Below are 17737 nucleotides of genomic sequence, written 5' to 3' on the forward strand. Positions count from 1 at the left end.
GCGGTGGTGCGGGCCGAAGCCCCACCACCTCCCGGGCCGGCTGCGGCATTCCGCTGCAGTTGCCTCCCTGGTTGTCCATGTGATCCCACCCTGCCGCCCTCAAGTCGCCGGCGGCGCCCTTCGCCCCGCCGGCGAACTAAGATGGATCAGATGACCAACCACCGGCCCGGCCCCGCCGTGGCCTGCTGAAAGTAGCGCGCACCATGCCATCCCAACCGGACGAGAGTGCGGCACTGGCAATACAGACTCCCGCCATCAACGACCGCTCGCTGGCGGCCGGGCTGGCGTATGCCATGGGAAGCCGCGTCTCGGGCATCTCGTTCGACGCCGGTACCGGGCTCATGCTGGGCAAGGTCCGCGGCGGCGCGGACGTGCCCTACTCCACCACCGCCAAGCTGGTCCGCAAGGGCGGCGGCTGGAGCTGCACCGTGGGCGTGTGCAGCTGCCCGGTCCGCAAGGACTGCAAGCACGTGGCGGCGCTGCTCTTCGCTGCCGAGGACAACCCGGCCATCCGGGTCCAGCTGCTCACGCCGTCCACCTCCACCCAGCTGTCCCGCACCCCGCCCGGCGCCGCCCTGTCCGACTGGGAACAGGCCCTCAGCCCGCTGATCTCCCAGCCGGGAGCCGTCCCCTCCAACGCCGGAGTGCCGCTGGCGCTCCAGTTCGAGGTGGAAGAACCCGCGCCGCACTTTTCCTACACCGGCCGGCGCGATCCGCAGCGCAGCGTCCGCCAGCTCAAGGCCCGGCCCGTCATCATGGGCGCCAAGGGAAAGTGGATCCGCGGCGACGTTTCCTGGACCACGCTGAACTACCTGAACTTCCGGCGCGAGTGCAATCCCGCGCATGTGGAGTGGATGCAGGAGTTCCTGGCCGCCCATTCCGCGGCAGCCGGCCGGACCTACAACTCCTCCGGCTTCTGGCTGGGGCTGAACTCGTACGCCGGGAAGAATCTGTGGAGCCTGCTGGAAGACGCCGGGAAGATCGGCCTTGCGCTGGTGCACTCGCGCGGCACTGAGCCGGTCCGCATCGCAGGGTCCCCCGCCGCCGTCGGCCTTAGCCTGAGCCGTCACGGCTCGCCGCTCGACGGCGCGACCGCAGCGGTGGGGGCGGCACCCGCGGCGGCCGCCAAGGACCAGGCGTCCGACGGCGGCCTGGAGCTTGCGCCCACCATCGCCGTTGAGGGCGTGGAGGTTGATCCGGCGTCCGTGGGAACCATCGGCCGCCCCGCCCACGGCATTTTCTTCACCACCGACGGCGGCGCGCTGCCCGGTGTTGGCGAGGCACCGGCGGGCGAGAACGTGATCACGCTGGCTCCGCTGGAAGGCGGCCTGAGCGAGGAACTGCTGACGTTCGTGACGGCCGGCAGCACGCTGCATATCCCGGCCAGGGACGAGTCGCGGTTCCTGACGGGCTTCTACCCGAAGCTGAAGCAGACGGCCCGGGTCACGGCCCGGGACGATTCCGTGGAACTCCCGGCGCTGGCCGTCCCCACCCTGTCCCTGCTGGCGAACTACGGCGCCGACCACAGGGTGCGGCTGCACTGGGAGTGGCACTACAACAGCGGAAACCTGGTCACGGCGCAGCCCCTCTGGAGGCACCCCGGCGACCACGGCTACCGCGACGACACCGCGGAAGCCCGAATCCTCGAAGGCCTCGGCCAGCCGTGGGACGTGGTGCCCGCCCTGGGTGAGTCCGCCACCGGCGGCTGGGGCACCCCGCGGCTTGCGGCGTCAGCGGAACTGAAGGGCCTGGACACACTGGCCTTCACCGAGGAGGTCCTCCCCAGGCTGCGCGAAGCCCCGGACGTCGAGGTGGACACCGTGGGTGAAATCGCCGAATACCGTGAGGCCGAGGAAGCGCCGGTGGTGTCCATCTCCACCAAGGCCACCGAGCAGCGCGACTGGTTCGACCTCGGCATCCAGATCACCCTTGAAGGGCAGCCGGTCTCCTTCGCGGCGGTGTTCTCCGCGCTGGCGTCCGGCCAGACCAAGATGCTGCTGCCCAGCGGCGCCTACTTCTCCCTGGACCTGCCCGAGCTGCACCAGCTGCGCGCACTGATCGAGGAGGCGCGCTCCCTGCAGGACAACAAGGACGCGCCCCTGCAGATCAGCCGCTTCCAGGCCGGGCTGTGGGACGAGCTTGCCCAGCTGGGAATCGTGGACGAGCAGGCGGCCGCGTGGCGTTCAGCGGTGGGCGGCCTGCTTGAAGGCGGCGTGGACGGCCTGCCGCTCCCGGCCACCCTCAATGCGGAGCTCCGGCCATACCAGCTGGAGGGCTTCAACTGGCTGACGTTCCTGTACCGGCACAGCCTGGGCGGGATCCTCGCGGACGATATGGGCCTGGGCAAGACCGTCCAGGCCCTTGCCCTGATGTGCGCGGCGAAGGAGCTTTCCCTGGCGGCAGCAGGCGTGTCAGCAGGCCAGCCCGACGCCGGCGCCCCCTTCTTGGTGGTTGCCCCCACCAGCGTCGTGGGCAACTGGGCAGCGGAAGCGGCGCGTTTTGCCCCCGGACTGAAGGTCCAGGCCGTCAGCGAGACCTTCGCCAAGAGCAACCAGGCGCCGGCCGAGGCACTGGCCGGGGCCGATATTGTGATCACGTCCTACGCCCTGTTCCGGATCGACTACGAGGCCTACGCCTCCCGCACCTGGTCCGGCCTGGTCCTGGACGAGGCGCAGTTCGTGAAGAACCACCAGTCCAAGGCGTACCAGTGCGCCCGGAAACTGCCGGCGGTTTTCAAGCTGGCCATCACGGGCACGCCGCTGGAGAACAACCTCATGGAGTTCTGGGCGCTCACCTCGATCGTTGCGCCCGGACTGTTTTCCAGCCCCAAGCGCTTCGCCGAGTATTACCAGAAGCCGGTGGAGAAGAACGGCGACAAGGGGCAGCTGGACAAGCTCCGCCGTCGGGTCCGTCCGCTGATGATGCGCCGCACCAAGGACCAGGTGATCAAGGACCTGCCGCCCAAGCAGGAGCAGATCCTGGAGGTTGTGCTCAACCCGCGCCACCAGAAGGTGTACCAGACGCACCTGCAGCGCGAACGGCAGAAGATCCTGGGGCTCATCGAGGACGTGAACAAGAACCGGTTCACCATCTTCCAGTCGCTGACCCTGCTGCGGCAGCTCAGCCTGGACGCCTCCCTGGTGGACCCGGCGCTTTCGGCAGTGCGGTCAAGCAAGCTGGACGTGCTGTTCGAGCAGCTGGAGGACCTGGTGGCTGAGGGCCACCGCGCCCTGATCTTCAGCCAGTTCACCGGCTTCCTGGGGAAGGTCCGGGAGCGCCTGGACGAGGAGAAGATCGAATACTGCTACCTCGACGGCGGCACCCGGAACCGCGCGGACGTGGTCAACGAGTTCAAGAACGGCAGCGCTCCGGTGTTCCTGATTTCGCTGAAGGCCGGCGGGTTCGGGCTGAACCTCACCGAGGCCGACTACGTGTTCCTCCTGGACCCCTGGTGGAACCCGGCTTCCGAAGCGCAGGCCGTGGACCGGACCCACCGCATTGGGCAGGCACGGAACGTGATGGTGTACCGGCTGGTTGCCAAGGACACCATCGAGGAAAAGGTCATGGCGCTCAAGGCCCGGAAGTCGCAGCTGTTTTCCGATGTCATGGAAGGTGATGCCCTAGCCGGGGGCGCCATCACGGCGGAGGACCTCGCGGGGCTGTTCAAGGAGTAGCGGTGAAGGCGGGGCTTTGGGCCCTACGCCTGCACCATGGCCGGACTTAATCTGGGATCAGCAGAGCGACTGGCGGGCGCCTGCCACATCCCGGGAGGCAAACCGTGAAATCGGCCAACGCGAGCATCATCGCCGGCATCGTCCTGATCTCGGCTGGCGTGCTGCTGTTGCTGGACCTGCTCAACGTCATCGAGAGCGCGGCCAATGTGCCGATGCTGATCTTCGCCGCCATAGGGGCCGTGTTCCTGTCCCTCTTCATCCGCAGCCCGGAGAACTGGTGGGCCGCGATCCCCGGTTCGGTGTTCCTGGGTTTGGCAGCCGTGGTTGCCGCCTCCCAATTTACGGACGGCGGCGCCGGCGCGAGTTTCCTGTTCCTGTTCATGGCCGCCGGATTCGCCGCCGTCTACCTGCGCCAGCGGGGCAACTGGTGGGCGGTGATCCCCAGCGGCGTGATGCTGACCCTCGCCGTCATTGTTACCCTCCCGCAGGATCTGCAGGGCATGCCCGTGGCAGCCGTCCTCTTCCTCGGCCTGGCGGCCACCTTCGGCGTGCTGTCCCTGGTGCCCGTCCCCGACGCCGGGCCCACCGGGCGGCTGAAGTGGCCCCTGATCCCGGCGGCCGTCCTGGGCGTGCTGGGCGTAATCTTCGCCCTGCAGTCCACGGCACTGCTCATCGCTGCGGACATCCTTGTGCTCACCCTCATGATCCTGGCGGGCGTCGCCCTTCTGGTGTACGCCTACCGCGCCCTGCATGGCGGGCACGGCAAGGCCCACAGCTAGGACCTGACAAGGCCAGGCGGAGGGCACCGGGAGGAACAGGCACCGCCAGGGGCGCGTCGCATAAGCTGGTACTCCACGGAACTACAACGTTGGAGAACCAGTGCAAGAGCCGCTCACTCCCCTGCGTCCCGACGCCTTCAGGACGCCGTACCGCGATCCGGTCTGGGACGGCCCAACGGATCCGGTCCTGGTTCATGACCACCTCACCGGTGAGTGGGTGCTGTTCTACACCCAGCGCCGGGCCACGGCACCGGGCCTCTCAGGAGTGGAGTGGGTGCACGGCACGGCCATCGGTTCAGCACGATCCTCGGACGGGGGCGCCACCTGGCAGTACCGGGGCACCGTGGACGGACTGGTGCCGCCCGGAACTGAACTGCCGGCAACCCTCTGGGCGCCCGACGTCGTACGCATCGGCGATGAGTGGCTGATGTACCTGACCGTCCTGGGCGGGATGCGGAAGGACTGGAACGGAAACGCGGCACTCGTGCAGTTCGCCAGCGGGGACCTGGTGAATTGGGAGTACCTGGGCCCCATCGGCCTCGATTCGCCTCGGGTGATCGACGCCGCCGTCGCACCGTGCGGGGACGGCCGCTACCGGCTTTGGTACAAGGACGAGGCCCGCGGCTCCACCACGTACAGCGCGGTGAGCGATACGCCGCGGGACCCCTCGTCCTGGACCCTGGAAGGCATCACCATTCCCGGCCGCCCGCATGAGGGGCCCAAGGTGTTCCGGCTCGAGGGAACCTACTGGATGATCGTGGATGAGTGGCGGGGCCAGGCGGTGTACCGCTCGGCGGACGCCAGCGGCACCTGGGTCCGGCAGGAGCACCTGGACGGGCTGATCCTCACCCGGCCGGAGCACGTGGACGGGCGGCCCGTCGTCGGACGCCACGCGGACGTGGTGCCGCTCGACCCCACGGAAGACGGCAAGGAGCGGGCCCTGCTGGCCTACTTCACGCATCCGCACTGGGGCGGCGAGGACATCGACACCATGGCCCCGAACCCCGAAACCCGACTGAGCCATATCCGCGGCGCGGTCCTGGAAGTCCGGGACGGGAACCTTGTGTGTACTGAACACTGATTTCCGGCCGACCAGGCGCTTCACACCATGACAGAGGACCAACCCCTGGAACTATAAGCCGGCTCATGCCGGCACCGGTCCACAGGTTGGCCCTCTGCCTGACTCGTCCTCCGGATGGAACCCACCCGGAATCCTTCGAAAACCTACGCGCGCTGCGGGGAGCCCAGCTCCACCGGATCCTCATCCGTAAGGTAAGCGAGCTCGGAGTGTGCCGCGAGGTCGATGCCGCGCATCTCGTCCTCCGGGTTGATCCGCAGGCCGATCGTCTTGTCCAGGATCTTGGCGAGGACCCAGGTGATGCCGAACGAGTAGGCCAGCACCGTGACGGTTGCGAGCGACTGGACGCCGAGCAACTCCACGCCGCCGCCGTAGAAGAGTCCGCTGACTCCGTTCGGGGCAGCATCGGTGGCGAAGAGGCCGATCAGCAGGGTGCCCAGGATGCCGCCCACCAGGTGGACGCCCACGACGTCGAGCGAGTCGTCGTAGCCCAGGCGGTACTTCAGTTCAATGGCAAGCGAGCAGACGGCCCCGGCAATCGCGCCGATGGCCACCGCACCCAGCGGGCTGACCGCACCGCAGGCGGGGGTGATGGCCACGAGGGCGGAGATCAGGCCGGAGGCTGCGCCCATGCTGGTGGCAGCGCCGCGGCGGACCCGTTCCACCAGGGCCCAGGCCAGCAGGCCGGCCGAGGCAGCCACAGCGGTGTTGAGGAACACCACCGACGCCGAGTGGCCGGCGGACAGTGCCGAGCCGGCATTGAAGCCGAACCAGCCGACCCAGAGGAGGCCTGCACCCACCAGCACCAGCGGCCGGCTGTGCGGCTTCGCGTGCTCCACCTTGGGCCAGCCCGAGCTCTTGCCCAGGACCAGCGCCAGGGCCAGGGCGGCTGCGCCTGCGTTCATGTGCACGGCGGTGCCGCCGGCAAAGTCGATGGCCTCGATGCCGCTGGCGATCCAGCCACCGGTCACGCTGCCGTCCTCGGAGGAGAAGGCGAACACCCAGTGCGCCACCGGGAAGTACACGATGGTGGCCCAGATGCCGGCAAACAGCATCCAGGCACCGAACTTCATGCGCCCGGCAGCCGCGCCCGCCACCAGCGCGGTGGTGACACAGGCGAAGAACAGCTGGAAGGCCGCGAACAGGGCCACCGGAATGGACGCCTCCCCATCCTCAGCCATCAGCTGCCCCAGGCCGGGGAACTCGGTGATGTCACCGATCAGGCCCAGCCCGCCCACTGAATTGCCAAAGGCCAGCGAGTATCCGAACAGCGCCCAGAGGACGGCCACCAGGCTGGCGCCGCCAAAACACATCATCATCATGTTGAGAATGCGGCGCGACCCCACCATGCCCCCGTAAAACAGGGCAAGGGCGGGGATCATCATGCAGACCAGCGCTGCGCTGGCCAAAATCCAAGCGACATTTCCCGAATCCATGGGAAACCCCTTTCGTGATGCGAGGAGAGAACGCCAAATCGCCCGTTGGAGCCACTCCGGAGGAGGGACGCGGAGTCAGTACCACGTTCATCGGAGGGCAGCTATTGCCGTCTGGTTCCAACTGTATGGCGGCAGTAATGGCCTGGGTTTCCGGTGTGTTAAATGATCGTTTCAGTCATCCACACGGAAGTTTCAGCCGTCCCGCAGAGCGCAGGAGTGGGGGTGGGAAGGGCTGGATCCTACTTGGCGGAGATGGCCAGGAACGTGATGGGGAGGTCCAGCAGTTCCAGCGGCCCGTGCGGCCCTTCGCCGTCCAGCAGCAGGGAATCGCCCGGCTCCATGGCGTACTCGTATGAGCCGTGGCCGTACACCATCCTGCCCGCGAGCATGTAGATGAACTCCGTGCCGGGGTGCTGGAACAGCGGGAACACGTCGGAGGCGTCGGTGAGCGTCACCAGCGTGGGTTCCAGGGCGTCGGTCCTGCCCTTGAGCGTGCCCAGGACGCGGTATTCGTGGCCGTGCCGGGTGCCGCTCCGGACCGTAAGGCTTCCCTGGCCGCTCTTGGTGAAGGTGGCGTCGCGGTCCGTGTCTGCGCCGCGGAACAATGCGGTGACCGGGACTTCCAGCCCGTCCGCAAGCCGCTGCAGCGTGGTGAGGGAACACGAGGTGGTGGCGGTTTCCACCCGGGAGATCATCGCCTTGGAAAGGCCGGTCCGGGCGGCCAGTTCCGCCGAGGACAGCCCGGCTGCCGTACGGTAGTGCCGCACCTGGCGTGCGATGACCTGCTCCAGCCGGCCCGCAGCCTGCCCGTCAGCCTGAGCCCCGTCGTCGTCACCGGCGTGATCGGCTGCGTGTTCGGTCATAGCAGCCATCTTAGGCACGGAACCGCGCGGGAGGACGACGGCGGCGGCGCTACCTGGGTGCGCGGGTGTCGCCTGCCAGCCCCGCGAGTGAGTCCGCCAGCGCGAGTGCGCCGGCCTCGGCGTCCCAGTCCTCCACCAGTTCCTCGGGGGAATGGGAGATGCCGGTGGGATTGCGGACAAAGATCATGGCTGTGGGCAGGTGTGGCCCCAGGACGCCGGCGTCGTGCCCTGCCCCCGTGGCCAGGACCGGCGCGGCCGGGAGCAGTTCCTGCAGCCGGCTGCGCAGCCCGCCGTCGAAATGCACCGTGGGGCTGAGCGATTCCATGGTCATGGCCGCGGTGCAGCCTTCCTCCGCGGCGAACACCTGCGCATTCAGCCCGATGGCCTCCACCAGCGCCGCGGTGACGGAGTCGTCCGGATGCCGGGCATCAATCCACAGGTCCACGCGTGAGGCGATCACGTTGGTGCCCCCGGGTACCGGCTGGACCCTGCCCACGGTGGCCCTGGCGTCCCGGTACTTCCGTGCAGTGTCCCGGATGCTGACCATGATTTTCGCGGCGGCCACCATGGGGTCCCTGCGGTCCCTCATCAGGGTGGTGCCGGCGTGGTTGCCCTGGCCGCTGATGCTGAGCTTCCAACGGCCGTGGCCCAGGATCGAGGAACCGATGGCCACGGGCTGGTCGAGGTCAGCCAGTCCCCTGCCCTGCTCCACGTGCAGTTCCACAAAGACGCCCAGCTGCTGGAGCGTTGCGTAGTCAGCTCCGATGAGCCGCGGGTCCTGCCCGTTCGCGGCGGCGACATCCGCGTAGGTGTTGCCCTCCGGGTCCTTCAGCCGGCGTGCTTTGTCCGGGTCCAGCGATCCGGTGAGGAGGCGGGAGCCCAGGCACGCAACGCCGAACCGGGAGCCTTCCTCTTCCGGAAAGACCGCAATGGCCAGCGGGCGCCGGGGCCGGAGTCCGCGGGCTTTGAGGATGTCGACGGCGATCAACGCCGAGGCGACACCGAGCGGGCCGTCGTACCCACCACCGCCGGGGACGGAATCGAGGTGGCTTCCGGTCACGACGGCGTCCTTCCGGGTCCGCGCGGCGGTGTCCCACCAGGCCCAGATGATGCCGTTCTGGTCCGTGTGGACATCCAGGCACCGCCGGCCGGCCTGCTCAACGAACCAGCCGCGCAGGTCCGTTTCCGCGGTGGAAAACACCGGCCGCGAGTACCCGCCCCGGAAGGTGTCCGTGCCGATGGTGGAGATGTCCTGCAGGAGGCTGGCAACAGTGGGGTCGCTGGTCCTGCCGGAAGGCAGGGCAGCCGCTGCGGGGTCTCCCGTGGGTATTGTCTGTGGAAGGCTCACTGGTATCCGTCCTAGGTGGTTGCAGCTGTGGAGGACGCGGTCCGGAACCGCCCGGGAACACCGCCTGTGCCGTCGGCCAGGTCCGCCGCCCACCGGCCGAGCAGCGGCGCGAACTTGGCGCCGTGGCCGGAACAGGGCGAGAGGACGGTCAGGTTGTCCACGCGGTCGATGAGGAAGTCCTCGCTGGGGGTGTTGGTGAATAAGCAGGTTGTTTCGGCGTAGGGCTCCGGGTCCAGGCCGGGCAGGTAGCGCTGCACATACTCCACCACCCGGCGGCGGTTTGCCGGGTCCACCGCACCCGTCTGCTGCGCCGCGGAAGGGATCAGCCTGCCGCCGTTGTACTCCGCCACCTTCTGGCCGGCGAAGCCTGCGTCGCGCCCGCCCGGCAGGCCGTAGGCCTGGATGCCGGCAGCCTTGTGGATGAACGTCGGCCAGCCTCCGGCACCGGAAGCAGCACCGCCGTCGTGGTATTCAGGTGCGTGGTCCGCAAAACCGTTGTCCCGGTACCTGAAGTGGAAGGCCTGCTCCTGCCGAACGGTGATCTCCGGGAGCCCGGCCACGAACCCTGCCGGGAGGGACAGCCCGCCCAGCAGCGCCGGCAGCCAGCCGCCCGCGCTGACCACCACGTTGCCGGCGTCGTACGTTTGCCCGGTGGTGGAGTGCAGCCGGTAGCCGCCGCCCTGCCGTGACAGGCTCTCCAGCTCCCAGCCGGTCAGCAGCCGGGCGCCGCGTTCCACCGCGAGGGACACCATGGCATTAACGGCAGTCTCGGCGTCGATCACCCCGGCGCCGGGGTGCCACAGCACGTCCGTGTCGAAGGCGAACTGCGGCCAGCGCTGCCGGGCTTCGGCGGCGGAAAGCAACTGGTGCTCGATGCCTTCGTCAGCCAGCACGGACGCCAGCAGCCCCGGATTGCGCGTCGGCCCGTAGTCCACGGCACCGCGGGGAGTGATCAGCGGGGTCCCGCACGCGGCGGAGAGTCCGTCCCACAGGCTTTTCGATTCCACCACCGCGCGGGTGTAGAAGGGGTCCGGATAGGCGTAGCGGAAGATCCGGGCGGACCCGTGGGAGCTGCCGTCATGGCTGGCCGGGATGTTGCGTTCCAGGATGGCCACCTGGTGGCCGCGGGCGGCAAGCTGCCAGGCGGTGGCGGCACCGGCCAGGCCCGCGCCCACCACCACATAGTCTGAGGAGCCAGCGCCGGGCATCAAAAGCTCCCTTGGCCCGGGATCCACGAGGTTCCGGCCAGCGGCACCCGGGCCATGGCGGAGGCCTCGACGGTGAGCGCCACGAGGTCCTCGGGCTCCAGGTTGTGCAGGTGCGACTTGCCGCACGCCCGGGCGATGGTCTGGGCCTCCATGGTGAGGACACGGAGGTAGTTGGCCAGGCGCTTGCCGGCAACCACCGGGTCCAGGCGGGAGGAGAGTTCCGGGTCCTGGGTGGTGATGCCTGCGGGGTCGCGGCCGTCCTGGAAGTCGTCGTAGAACCCGGCGGCGGAACCGAGGGCGGAGTATTCGGCGGCGTAGCGGGGATCGTTGTCGCCCAGGGCAATGAGCGCGGCCGTTCCGATCGCCACGGCGTCTGCGCCGAGGGCCATGGCCTTGGCGACGTCGGCCCCGGTGCGGATACCGCCGGAGACGATGAGCTGGACCTTCCGGTGCACCCCGAGTTCCTGCAGGGCCTGCACTGCCTGCGGGATGGCAGCGAGGGTGGGGATCCCGACGTTTTCGATGAACACCTGCTGCGTGGCAGCGGTGCCGCCCTGCATGCCGTCCACCACCACCACGTCGGCCCCGGACTTCACGGCCAGGGCGGTGTCGTAGTACGGCCGGGAGGCGCCGATCTTGACGTAGATGGGGGTCTTCCAGTCGGTGATTTCGCGGAGTTCGCCGATCTTGATTTCCAGGTCGTCCGGGCCGGTCCAGTCCGGGTGGCGGCTGGCGGAGCGCTGGTCGATGCCCACTGGCAGCGTGCGCATGCCGGCCACGCGTTCGGTGATCTTCTGGCCCAGGAGCATGCCGCCGCCGCCGGGCTTGGCGCCCTGGCCCAGCACAATTTCGATGGCGTCGGCCTTGCGGAGGTCGTCCGGGTTCATGCCGTACCGGGACGGCAGGTACTGGTAGACGAGGTGCTTGGACTGGCCGCGCTCCTCAGGCGTCATGCCGCCGTCGCCCGTAGTGGTGGAGGTCCCCACCTCGGACGCGCCGCGGCCCAGCGCTTCCTTGGCGTTGGCGGAGAGGGCGCCAAAGCTCATGCCGGCGATGGTCACCGGGGTCTGCAGGTGCAGGGGCCGGGTGGCGTGCCGGTCGCCGAGGACGACGTCGGTATCGCACTTTTCGCGGTAGCCCTCCAGCGGGTAGCGGGACATGGAGGCGCCCAGGAACAGCAGGTCGTCGAAGTGCGGGACCTTGCGTTTGGCGCCCCAGCCGCGGATGTCGTACACGCCGGTGGAGGCGGCGCGCTGGATGTCGGCGATGGTGGCGCGGTCAAAGGTGGCGGACTCGCGGAGGCCCAGAGCGGCGATGTCTGTGGGCGCCGGGGCGGGGATGGAGGTGATGGTCATGGGGGCCTCCTAGTAGGCAGTCGAGTTGTCGACGTGGAAGTGGTAGAGGTTCCGGGCGGAGCCGTAGCGCTTGAAATCGGCAGGCTTGTCGGTGCGGCCGGCGGCGGCCAGCAGTTCTGCCAGTTCGGCAAGGTGCTCTTCGCGCAGCGGCTTTTCGACGCAGTCCGCACCCAGGGAGGCCACCGTCCCTTTGACGTAGATCCGCGCCTCGTAGATCGAGTCGCCCAGGGCGTCGCCGGCGTCGCCGCAGACCACCAGGCGTCCGGCCTGCGCCATGAACGCGGACATGTGGCCGATGTTGCCGCCCACCACGATGTCCACGCCCTTCATGGAGATCCCGCACCGGGCACCGGCGTTGCCGTCGATGACCACCAGGCCGCCGTGGCCGGTGGCGGCTGCGGACTGGGAAGCATCGCCCGTCACGTGGATGCGGCCGGACATGATGTTCTCCGCCAGGCCGACGCCGGCGTTGCCGGTGATGGTGACGCCGCCTTTTTGGTGCATCCCGGCGGCGTAGTAGCCGGCGTGGCCTTCGATGGTCACCGCGATGTCCGCGTCGATGCCGACGGCGAGACTGTGCTTGCCGCCCGGGTTGGTGACGGTCCACGCTTGACCGTCCGCGGCGTTGTGGATGGCCTGGTTGAGTTCCCGGACGCTGGTGACGGCCAGGTCCACGGTGGTGGACTCCGGCACCCGGGCTTCCGGGGCGGTGTTTGCCGTGCTTTCGGGGGCTGTCAGAGTGACCATGTGTAGACCTTTCCGGGTTCCGGTTCAAAGATGCGGGCGTTGTCGATGCCGGGCAGGCCGGCCAGGGCGCGGTATTCGGAGGCCATGGCCACGTAGTCGTCGGTTTCGGCGATGATGGCGGGCTTGCAGGCGATGGGGTCGCGGACCACGGCCATGCTGTCCGCCGTTGTGACCACCAGGGTGTAGAAGCCGTCCAGGACCTTGCCCAGGTTCACCAGCGCTTCCTCGAGGGTGTCGCCCTGCTTGAGCCGGGAGGCGACGTAGCGGGCACCCACCTCGGTGTCGTTGTCGGAATCGAACACCACGCCTTCGCGCCTTAGGTCGCGGCGGACCGTGGCGTGGTTGGAGAAGGAGCCGTTGTGGACCAGGCAGAGGTCGTCGGCCACGGAGAAGGGGTGCGAGCCGCCCGCAGTGACGGCGGATTCCGTGGCCATCCGGGTGTGGGACAGGCCCTGGCTGCCGGCCATGGCCTCCAGTCCGTGATCGGCGGCGATCTCCATGGGGTGGCCCACGCTCTTCATCACGGCCACGTGTTCGCCGCGGCCAATGATGGTGGATCCGCGCAGCGTTTCGCTGACGGCCTTCACCAGCAGGTCAGTACCGACGGCGGCGCTCACCAGGGTGGTGTCGCCCACCACCTGCACGGCTGCCTGTGCGTCGGACGGGAGGAGCGCCGCGACGCCCGCGGTGATGGCCGCCGTCGTGATGCCCTGGTCCCTGCCGAGCAGGCTCAGCGTGGATGTTCCTTCCGACACCAGTCCGGGGGTGTTGTAGACGGCGAGGCCGGCGGAGTCCGGCCCGCGGTCCACGATCTGGCAGAGCATGGAGGACAGCAGGCTGCCCATCCGGGGATGCAGCGAGGGATTGCGCAGCTGCAGCGCGGCGATTCCGCACATGGAAAGTCCTTTGCTTGGGTTCTTGGTGGTTCGGGTGGAGAGCTAGATCGAAGTGAGGTAGGTCCGGATTTCCCAGTCGCTGACCTGGTTGTGCCAGCTCAGGAACTCCTCTTCCTTGGCGTCCGCGTAGTACTTGCCAATTTCCGGGTCGCCGCTGAGGCTGGCCAGGATGACCGGGTCCTGCCGCAGGGCTTCCACGGCGTGGAGCAGGGTGGCCGGCAGCTGGTGCGCGTCCGGCCTGGACTCGCCGGGACCGGATGGGGCACCCGGGTCTGCGGCTTTCTCCACTCCGTCCAGCCCGGCGGAAACCGCGGTGGCGATGGCCAGGTACGGGTTGGCGGAGCCGTCGCCGGAACGCAGTTCAATCCGGTTGGTGTCCGGGACGCGGATCATGTGGGTCCGGTCGTTGCCACCAAAGGATGCCTTCCGCGGCGACCACGTGGCACCGGATGAGCTGGTGGTGGCGCCTGTCCGTTTGTAGGAATTCACTGTCGGGGCGAGGAACGCCTGAAGTGCCGGAGCATGGTCCAGGATGCCGGCGATGAAGGAGTAGGCGAGGCCGGAAATCCCAAGGCCCCTGCCGTCGTCGTTGTTTCCCTTGCCTTCCGTCCCGCTGCCCGCGGCCGGGAACAGTGGCTCGGCGCCGGACCAGAGGGACAGGTGGAAGTGGAGGCCGGTGCCGGTGCGGTCGGTGAAGGGCTTGGGCATGAACGTGGCGGTCATGCCCCGCTGTTCGGCCAGGATGTTCAGGATGTAGCGGAGGGTGACCACCCGGTCTGCTGTGGTGAGTGCATCGGCGTAGTTGAAGTTCTGCTCGAACTGGCCGGCGGCGTCCTCGTGGTCGTTGGCGTAGTTGCCCCAGCCCAGGCCGTTCATGGCCTCGGAGATGGAAGTGAGGTGGTCATACATCCGGGTGACCCCGCGGGCGTCGTAGCACGGGCGGGGCGCATCGTCCCTGGCGTCGGCGGTACTCAGCGTCCCGTCGTCGTTCTTTTTCACCAGGAAGTACTCCACCTCGGCGCCCACCTTGGCCTGCATGCCCTTCTCCGCAAGGCGGGCCAGGGTGTTCTTCAGTATCACGCGCGGGGCGTAGGGCCAGGGCGTGCCGTTGACATGGGGGTCGCAGTGGATGATGGCCAGGCCCTCCTTGATGAAGGGCACCGGGGTGAAGGAATCCAGGTCCGGCACGGCGATCAGGTCGGGGTCCTGTGGCTTCTGCCCCATCAGGCCTGCGGCGAAGCCGGCGAAGCCCATGGCCCCTTTTTCGAGGTCGCCGGCGGCTTCCACCGGGACCAGTTTGGCGCAGGGCTTGCCGGTCATGTCCACGAAGGTGGCCAGCAGGAAGCGGACGCCGTGGGCCCTGGCGATGTCTGCCAGGGAAATGGCGGGAGCCCCGGAAATTTCCCGCTCTTCGGCGAACGGCAGGGCGGTTACAGCAGGGGTTGCGACACTGGTCATCGAAACGTTCCTGTTCGGTTGGTGTTAGCTATCAGTAAACCTTGTTGCATAAGAGTATCCAAAATCATGTTTCGGCGGCCCGGCGGCTAGGTTAATTTGGTGTTTCGTGGCAGGCCCTTGCGGGCTTCCGTCACGCCAGGCACGCTTTGAGACGATCGAGGCTGACAGCCTCCCGGAATCACGGGGGAGGCAGCGGCGCGGCAGGTCAAAAGCGTGCCGCGCGTGACGCCGGCGGCGGTTCGGGGAGCTGCACCACCTCCCGCTGGATGCCGGGCGGCCCCCGGCAGGCGGCTAAGCTGAGGGAAAACCCGGCAGCACGGCGCGGGTACAGCGTGGATCCGGCAGTGGGGATCTCCATCACTGGCCGCGGGAGGAATTCGTCATGGCGCGAGCGACAGTCCAGGACGTCGCCAAGACGGCCGGAGTTTCGGTGGGGACCGTATCCCGCGTCCTGAACGGCAGTCCGGCCGTCAGCGAATCAAGCAAGGCAAAGGTGGCGGCGGCCATCCGCCAGCTCAATTACCGCCCCCTCGCTTCCGCCCGCGACCTGCGCCGGGACCGCACCATGCGGATTCTTGCCCTGGCCAAGAACTTGTACTCGCCGGTCATCAGCGAAGTCTTCCGGGGTGCCGGCGATGCTGCCGCACGGTCCGGCTACGTCACCCTGATCGCCCCCACAGCCGGCGATCCGGAGCGGGAACAGCAGTTGGTGGACATGCTGCGCAACGGCTCGGTGGACGGGCTGATCATGTTTTCGCCAACGATGCCGGATGAGGACGTCGGAGACATGGCGGAGCAGTTGAGCGTCGTCCAGGTCTGCGAGATCGCCGACGCCGAGGCGGCCTTCGGCGTTTCCATCGACGACCGGCAGGCGGCATTCGACATTGTGCGGCACCTCATTGAGACCGGCGGGCGGCGATTGGCGATGATCGGCACCAGGGCGGCCCGTTCCGGCCGGCTCCGGGAGGAAGGCTTCCGCAAGGCCGTTGCCGAAGCGGGATTGTCGCCCGATCAAATGCTTTTCACGGACGGGGACTTCGACTTCCACGCCGGCCGGCGCCTCGCGAGGGAACTCCTCGGGACCCGCCCCCTGCCCGATGCCGTCTTCTGCGGCAGCGATACGGTGGCCGCCGGATGCGTCCGCGAAATTACCGACGCCGGGCTGCGGGTGCCCGGGGACATCGCCGTTGCAGGTTTTGACGACTCCATCCAGGCAGAGATGTGCGTCCCGGAACTGACCACCATCCGGCAGCCGGCCTACGCCATGGGACAGCTGGCCTTTGAGGCACTCCTGGCCCGGATGACCGAACCGGAAGGGCACCGCCGCGGCCGGACCTTCCTCCCCCATGAACTCATCGTCAGGGACTCGACGAACGGTTGACGCCAAGGGTTGACAGCCCAACGTGGCTCCTGTCACACTTCTTTGGAATCGATTCCAAACCTACTGGCACCACTTTTGCACCATTGGTGGAATCGATTCCAAATTGACCCTCGAAAAGAAGCCAGCCAGGCAAAGGAGCCACTTGTGGACTTGATTCGACCTTCCTTCCCGTTGCACGAGGAGACCACCGCCGCATCCGTGCCCAGCGCGCGCAGGAGCAGAATGGGCGCCGCGTCCCGGCGTCGCACACGCATCACTGCTGCCGCGGCTGCGGCCATGGCTGCCGGCCTGCTTCTGACCGCGTGCGGTGGCGGCGCTGCCACCCAGGGCGCGGACCAGCCGGCCGCCGCCGATCCGGCGTCGGCCGCCAATGCCACTGGCAGCCTCAACGTCTGCGGCGGCAAGGACGCCTCCGGCATCTACAAGGGCACTGTCGAGGCCTTCACCAAGGCCAACGGCAAAGTCACCGCCAAATACACCGAAATCGGGGCTACCACCGATGAGGCCCGCACCCAGGCCGTGCAGCGGCTCGAAGGCAAGTCCTCGGAGTGCGACATCTTCGTCACGGACGTCATCTGGACCTCCGAATTCGCATCCCAGGGCTGGCTCCTGGACCAGACCAAACTCGTCGAGGCCAACAAGGACCGCCTCATTCCCTCCACCGTGGAGACGGCGAAGTACGAGGACAAGTACTGGGCTTCCCCGTTCTTCACCAACGCCGGACTCGTCTACTACCAGAAGGACAAGGTGGCCAAACCCGAAACCTGGCAGCAGCTCTACGCTGAGGCAGCCGGGGCTGAGGGCAACAGCTACGTCTACCAGGGCAAGCAGTATGAGGGCCTCACGGTGAACTTCCTTGAAATGCTCTACAGCGCCGGCGGAGAGGTGCTGGACGAGAACGGCGAGGTCAGGATCGACTCGCCGGAGACCCGTGAGGTCCTCGACTTCATGGTGAAGGGCCTCGAGGACGGCTCGGCGGACCGTGCAGTGCTGACCTACAACGAGGACCCGGCGCGCCTGGCCTACGAGTCGGGAAACTTTGGCTACCAGCGCAACTGGCCCCACGTCTACCGGCTGCTCAACGCCACCCCGTTGGCGGGCACCTTCGGCGTGGCTCCGCTTCCGGCCTGGGAAGGCGGCAAGGCTTCCGGTGTCCTGGGCGGCTGGAACCTGGCCATCTCGGCCCACTCGGCAAACCAGGCCGGCGCCGTTGCCTTCATCGACTTCGCCACCACCCCGGACTGGCAGAAGCACGTGGCCATGGACTTCTCGCAGGCCCCCGTCAACGAGGCAGCTTACGCCGACCCCGAGGTCCTGGCGAAGATGCCTTTTGCCACCGAACTGCTCGCCTCCGTCAAGGGCGCCAAGCCGCGCCCCATCTCCCCGGTCTACCCGCAGATCTCCCAGGCGATCTACAAAAACGTCTACGCCGTGCTGTCCGGCGCCGCCACCACCGAGGATGCGGTCAAGACCATGGCGCAGGAGATCACGGCCGCAAAGGCGAGCTTCTGAGC

The 17737-nt window shown here is 68.0% G+C and carries 13 protein-coding genes; 5 read left to right on the plus strand and 8 right to left on the minus strand.

The window, feature by feature from the left end; translation table 11 throughout:
- Positions 1-203 precede the first annotated feature (203 nt).
- The 3 genes from AC4BCK_RS19080 (at position 204) to AC4BCK_RS19090 (ending at position 5534) form a co-directional block, all read left to right on the plus strand.
- Positions 204-3674 carry a DEAD/DEAH box helicase gene (locus tag AC4BCK_RS19080; protein WP_490566344.1) on the plus strand — a complete coding sequence of 1157 codons (3471 nt, stop codon included), beginning with the start codon at positions 204-206 and terminating at the stop codon, positions 3672-3674.
- A gap of 104 nt (positions 3675-3778) precedes the next feature.
- Positions 3779-4453, plus strand: a complete 675-nt coding sequence (locus AC4BCK_RS19085; protein WP_490566345.1) for a hypothetical protein — start codon at positions 3779-3781, stop codon at positions 4451-4453.
- A gap of 100 nt (positions 4454-4553) precedes the next feature.
- The gene (locus AC4BCK_RS19090) at positions 4554-5534 is read left to right on the plus strand and encodes a family 43 glycosylhydrolase (protein ID WP_490566346.1); all 981 of its coding nucleotides are present in this window, start codon (positions 4554-4556) and stop codon (positions 5532-5534) included.
- 143 nt (positions 5535-5677) lie between these two features.
- Here AC4BCK_RS19090 and AC4BCK_RS19095 read toward each other — a convergent pair whose 3' ends face one another.
- From AC4BCK_RS19095 to glnT, 8 genes are all read right to left on the minus strand, one after another.
- Positions 5678-6967, minus strand: coding sequence for an ammonium transporter (locus AC4BCK_RS19095; protein ID WP_174176300.1), 1290 nt, complete (start codon positions 6965-6967; stop codon positions 5678-5680).
- A gap of 239 nt (positions 6968-7206) precedes the next feature.
- On the minus strand, positions 7207-7830 hold the full coding sequence (locus tag AC4BCK_RS19100; protein ID WP_174176298.1) for a helix-turn-helix domain-containing protein: 624 nt from the start codon (positions 7828-7830) through the stop codon (positions 7207-7209).
- A gap of 49 nt (positions 7831-7879) precedes the next feature.
- Positions 7880-9178 carry an allantoate amidohydrolase gene (locus AC4BCK_RS19105; protein WP_400593428.1) on the minus strand — a complete coding sequence of 433 codons (1299 nt, stop codon included), beginning with the start codon at positions 9176-9178 and terminating at the stop codon, positions 7880-7882.
- An 11-nt stretch (positions 9179-9189) separates the two neighbouring features.
- Positions 9190-10386, minus strand: a complete 1197-nt coding sequence (locus tag AC4BCK_RS19110) for an FAD-dependent oxidoreductase (RefSeq protein ID WP_364271275.1) — start codon at positions 10384-10386, stop codon at positions 9190-9192.
- The gene (locus AC4BCK_RS19115; protein ID WP_363958920.1) at positions 10386-11741 is read right to left on the minus strand and encodes an FMN-binding glutamate synthase family protein; all 1356 of its coding nucleotides are present in this window, start codon (positions 11739-11741) and stop codon (positions 10386-10388) included. Before AC4BCK_RS19115 ends, AC4BCK_RS19110 begins: the two co-directional genes overlap by 1 nt.
- A 9-nt stretch (positions 11742-11750) precedes the next feature.
- Complete coding sequence (locus tag AC4BCK_RS19120) at positions 11751-12488, minus strand: protein glxC (protein WP_490566347.1); 738 nt, start codon at positions 12486-12488, stop codon at positions 11751-11753.
- A complete protein-coding gene (locus tag AC4BCK_RS19125; RefSeq protein ID WP_174176288.1) occupies positions 12476-13384 on the minus strand; it encodes a class II glutamine amidotransferase domain-containing protein in 909 nt (302 codons plus the stop codon). Before AC4BCK_RS19125 ends, AC4BCK_RS19120 begins: the two co-directional genes overlap by 13 nt.
- A 42-nt stretch (positions 13385-13426) precedes the next feature.
- A complete protein-coding gene (glnT, locus tag AC4BCK_RS19130; protein WP_366284581.1) occupies positions 13427-14842 on the minus strand; it encodes a type III glutamate--ammonia ligase in 1416 nt (471 codons plus the stop codon).
- A 382-nt stretch (positions 14843-15224) separates the two neighbouring features.
- On the opposite strand from glnT, the gene AC4BCK_RS19135 reads away from it, so the two are divergent.
- Complete coding sequence (locus AC4BCK_RS19135) at positions 15225-16223, plus strand: LacI family DNA-binding transcriptional regulator (protein ID WP_174176286.1); 999 nt, start codon at positions 15225-15227, stop codon at positions 16221-16223.
- 144 nt (positions 16224-16367) lie between these two features.
- Complete coding sequence (locus AC4BCK_RS19140; RefSeq protein WP_490566348.1) at positions 16368-17735, plus strand: ABC transporter substrate-binding protein; 1368 nt, start codon at positions 16368-16370, stop codon at positions 17733-17735.
- Positions 17736-17737 lie beyond the last annotated feature (2 nt).

Source organism: Pseudarthrobacter sp. As-47 (genome assembly GCF_058215595.1).